At 46.5% G+C, this 4,509-nt stretch carries 3 protein-coding genes and 1 pseudogene; all 4 read right to left on the reverse strand.

Going from position 1 to position 4,509, the window contains the following annotated elements:
- Positions 1 to 332: pseudogene (locus tag VIM87_RS20340) on the reverse strand (hypothetical protein); the annotation flags it as partial.
- 73 nt (positions 333 to 405) lie between these two features.
- The gene (urtB, locus tag VIM87_RS20345) at positions 406 to 1,434 is read right to left on the reverse strand and encodes an urea ABC transporter permease subunit UrtB (protein ID WP_331998781.1); all 1,029 of its coding nucleotides are present in this window, start codon (positions 1,432 to 1,434) and stop codon (positions 406 to 408) included.
- Between the two features lie 233 nt (positions 1,435 to 1,667).
- Positions 1,668 to 2,939, reverse strand: coding sequence for an urea ABC transporter substrate-binding protein (gene urtA, locus VIM87_RS20350; RefSeq protein ID WP_331998782.1), 1,272 nt, complete (start codon positions 2,937 to 2,939; stop codon positions 1,668 to 1,670).
- Positions 2,940 to 2,985: 46 nt separating this feature from the next.
- Positions 2,986 to 4,323 carry a hypothetical protein gene (locus VIM87_RS20355; protein ID WP_331998783.1) on the reverse strand — a complete coding sequence of 446 codons (1,338 nt, stop codon included), beginning with the start codon at positions 4,321 to 4,323 and terminating at the stop codon, positions 2,986 to 2,988.
- Positions 4,324 to 4,509: the final 186 nt, after the last annotated feature.

The raw sequence follows: 4,509 nt of genomic DNA on the forward strand, positions 1-4,509 counted from the left end.
AAAGGCTCCCAGAACCAGGGCAGCGTAGTAATATCATTCCAGGTCATAAACTCCGGTAACAGCTGCTGCTGCAGGGCCGTGGCTTTCAGCAGCAGGTGCATGCCCATGCAGTAACCGCCCAGGCAAAAGAAAAAAGCCTGGCACATAGACATAATGCCGGTATAGCCCCAGATAAGATCAATGCCCAAAGCGGCAATGGCAAAACAAAAATATCTTCCCCACAGGGAAATGCTGTTAACGGACACAAGCCCCAGCATGTTCCCCACAGGCAAGACCACTGCAAAGAACAGTATAAATAATATGTTGATCAGCTTAGCAGGTTTCAACTGCATGATGTGGATTTTAGATTTACGATTTCAGATTTACGGTTTGATAGGTGCGGTTGTTTGCCCGAAGTAATTGGTTTCAATCTGCCGCCGCTCTGCCCTTATCCGGGAAAATGCCCCGGGGCTTGAACTGCATAAACAGCATAATGAGCAATAATATCAGCACCTTGCCATATACTGCTTCAAAAAAGGCTTCCAGCACTTTGGAAAAAATACCGATGCCCAAACCGGCGGTAATGGTGCCTAACAGCTTGCCTACCCCGCCTATTACCACGGTAAGGAAGGCGTCTACAATATAGGTTTGGCCCATATCCGGCACCACGTTGCCTATCAGCGTCATGGCGCAGCCGGCCAAACCTGCCAGGCCGGAGCCTATGAAAAAGGTCATGGCATCAATACGTTTGGTATTAATGCCCAAACAGGCGCTCATGCTGCGGTTTTGTGTTACAGCCCTTATCTGCATGCCTAAACGTGTAGCCGTAAGCGTACGGTACAGGGCTATAAGCACTACAATCGTTAATGCAATAATGAATAAGCGGTTATACGGCAGCACCAGGTTCTCATTTACGCGCCAGCCGCCGGCCAGCATTTCCGGCAGCTTTACTGCAGTCAGGTCGCCAAACAGCGAGCGCGCAGTCTGGATCAGGATGAGGCTTACGCCCCAGGTAGCCAGCAGGCTTTCCAGCGGTTTGGCGTACAGGTGGCGGATGATGAGCCTTTCCAGTAAAAGCCCGGCCAAACCCGCTACAATAAAAGATACCGGCAGCGCTGCTATAAAAAACCAGTTAGTGCTTTGCACATGCAGCACATTTGTAAAAAACACCTGTACACTGTAGGTAGTATAAGCGCCGATCATTAAAAACTCACCATGCGCCATATTAATAATACCGGCCAAACCATATACAATGGCCAGGCCCAGGGATACCAGTATTAAAATGCTGCCCAGGCTAATACCGCTGAACAGGTTTTGTACATAGGTGCCGCTGCTGTCTGTAGCCACACGCACCCCGAAAAAAAGTACCGCAGCGATCAATATCACCGGCCAAAGCCATTTGGCCCCGGTTCCCTTGCCGCTTTTAATTTCGTTGATCTTTAATAAGAGCTCCATCACTTGCGATTGAAGAAGCTGACCGGAAAGAACGTAAAATGTAAAATTCTAAATGTAAAATCTTAAACCGACGAAGGAGGTTCACAGCGACCGTTTAAAAGGCTTTATGAACAGGATAAATGTAAAAGTGGAATGCCGTGAACATAATCCTGCAACCGGTATCCCGGCATTCTACTTTTACATTTAAGATTTTAAATTTTACATTTTACATTCTTCCTGGCAGCCTCGTTTGTTTATTGTTTATTCAGCGTAAAGAAAGGTTGCGGATCAATCAGGCCCTGTGATTTCCAGATCACACTAAACTGCCCGTCGGGTTTAATTTCGCCTATCAGCACCGGTTTAGCCAGGTGGTTCACTTTATCATCCATCTTCACATTACCGGCAGGTGAATCAAAGGTTAAGCCATGTAAGGCGGCACGTACTTTATCTACATCAAAAGACTTTGCTTTTTCAGCTGCTTTAGCCCACAGGTACACATCCGTATAAGCCCAGCAAATAGGATCGTCTGTTACCCTTTTAGCGCCGCCGGGTAAATTCTTCTTTTCGCAAAAAGTTTTAAAGTCAGCTACAAATTTTTTGTTCTCCGGTAAATCAACAGATTGATAATAGTTCCAGGCAGCCAGGTGGCCCACCAGGAACTCCGTATCCATTGCTCTCAGCTCATCTTCTGCTACGGAAAAGGCCATGATAGGGCAGGTAGCAGCGGTAAGGCCCTGGTTGGCAAACTCTTTATAAAAAGGAATATTGGAATCACCGTTGATGGTGGAAAGCACACAAGCCTTCCCCCCTACTGCAAACTTTTTGATCTTGGATACAATGGTCTGGTAGTCCTGGTGGTGGAACGGCGTATATTCTTCAATGATATTCTCTTTAGGAATGCCTTTTGAAAGTAAATATGCTTTTAAGATCTTATTAGCAGTTCTGGGAAATACATAATCTGTACCCAGCAAATAAAATCTTTTATACCCGCCGCCTTCTGCGCTCATCAAATAATCGGCAGCCGGTATCAGCTGCTGGTTGGGCGTTGCGCCGGAATATACTACGTTCTTGGAGCTTTCTTCACCCTCATATTGCACCGGGTAAAACAGCAAGCCGTTATTTTCTTCAAACACAGGCAGTACAGATTTGCGGGATACGGAGGTCCAGCAGCCAAATACCGCCGCTACCTTTTTATCTGTAAGCAGCTCCTTTGATTTTTCGGCAAACAGGTCCCAGTCAGAAGCCGGATCTACAATTACCGGCTCAATTTTTTTGCCCAGCACACCGCCGGCAGCATTGATCTCATCCACCGCCATTTGCACCGCATCTTTCAGGGATACTTCAGAAATGGCCATGGTGCCGCTTAATGAGTGCAGCACGCCTATTTTCACGGTATTGCCGGCTGTAGAATCTTTAGCCGCATCTTCTGTTTTTGAAGCGCCGGAATTACAGGCTGTGAGCAGCATGGCGCTGCTACCCAGCAACAGGATAGCTAATCTTGCAACAGAAATAATTTTTTTATACATGGTGTAATAAGTTTAAAGTTGAAATGGAATTACAAAGACAAACGACTTAGAAAATAAAGAACTGTAGCTGGGCCCATACCTGGCCATATGTTTTCTTATCAAAATCAGCAGTAGTGGCGCTGGCTACATTATAGCTGCGCGCAATGTAAGAGAGGCGCAGGTTAGTACCCAGTGCATTAAAGAAGTAGTTAATGCCCCCGCCCCATACGGTGCTGGAATTATATTTATCAAAATCCTTTACCGGTACACCGGGCGCCTGTGCATCCTTGGCGGAAATATGCTGCCGCTCAAACTTTACCCAGGGCTGCAGCTTGGCTGCTTTAAAATAATAACCCAGTTCGGCAAACTGCACGGTTTGCGCGGGGATCAGGCGTGCAAAGCTATACTTGGCAATGGTATCCGTACCACCGGTCATGTATTGAAAGGCGCCGCTGAAAGTAACGGAGCCCTTATCCGTAATAGGCTGGTCTATAAACAGGTCGGTGCTGTAGTTGTGGTAACTACCCTGCACATCGGCCCCTATGCCCCAGGTAAGCGTTTTGCCTTTGCCCAGGTTAGTGCCTGCGTAATAATAATCTTTTTCAGCATCCATGAAGCTGTATGCCAGGCGGCTGGTAAAACGTACGGGGCCTTTGCCATCTAAATTACGGCCGGTAAAGGCGCCCACGCGGTATTCAAATTTGTCGTTGAACAAAAAGCCGCGGGTGTTAATGCCCAGGTCGCGGCCAAAGTTGCCCTGCAGCGGGCTGTTGGCAAACAGGTTATACGGGTACTGGAAGTAAGAGAAGTCATTGGCCATTAAGCCTGCAGCGCCCTGTAAACCATTACGGTTATTGGAGATGAGCTGCTGCCCTACAATCACCTGAAAAGCTTCGCAAAAATTGTATTGGAACTGCGCATCCAGTATTATGGGCGATACTTTCACGTTCTTGGTGCCATCGGGGTTGGGGCCGCCGATAGCGCTGGGAATATCTGTTTCAAAAAAGAAGCTGCCTTTGGGGGTTAGCTGTCCGCCTACCAGCACACGGGCCCGGTACAAAGTAAAACCTTTGCTCCAGTCAGAGGGGGCGGTAGCCGTATGCGGCGCGCTGAAACCGTCCTGCTCGGCAGATGCGAACATATGCACAATGGCGCCTACCTGTACGGATGGTTTAAAAGGCGCATCTTCCTGTAAGCCTTTTTTATTCATGTTCAGGTAAGCATACTTACGTAATTCTGCAAAATCTGGAATTTCCGGCAGCGGGTTGTAGCTGCTCTTACTGACTTGCAGGCCAGAGGAATCTATAGTTATCTTTTTTTCTTTTCCGGGGGGAACCTCTTCGGTAGCATAGGCAAAACTGGTGTAGGCCAGTTGGGTAACCAATAATAAATAGCAAAATTTCATGGTCAGTAATTTGATTTTGGCGATTGCATCTGTAGTTATCGGTCTAAAAATACGTAAGTAATTTTCAAATTACCAAATATCATATATGTATATTTTTATTTCAAATGTGTAAGAAATTATACTGATTCAAGATTCTAATTTCATATTAATATATTTATATATATCATGACCATTGCTAGTTAATTC

The organism is Chitinophaga sp. (genome assembly GCF_036569125.1).
Lineage (GTDB): Bacteria > Bacteroidota > Bacteroidia > Chitinophagales > Chitinophagaceae > Chitinophaga.

Excerpts from the sequence above, each read along its gene's own strand:
- urtA (WP_331998782.1), bottom strand. The coding sequence starts at position 2,939 with ATGTATAAAAAAATTATTTCTGTTGCAAGATTAGCTATCCTGTTGCTG.
- VIM87_RS20355 (WP_331998783.1), bottom strand. The coding sequence starts at position 4,323 with ATGAAATTTTGCTATTTATTATTGGTTACCCAACTGGCCTACACCAGT.
- urtB (WP_331998781.1), bottom strand. The coding sequence starts at position 1,434 with ATGGAGCTCTTATTAAAGATCAACGAAATTAAAAGCGGCAAGGGAACC.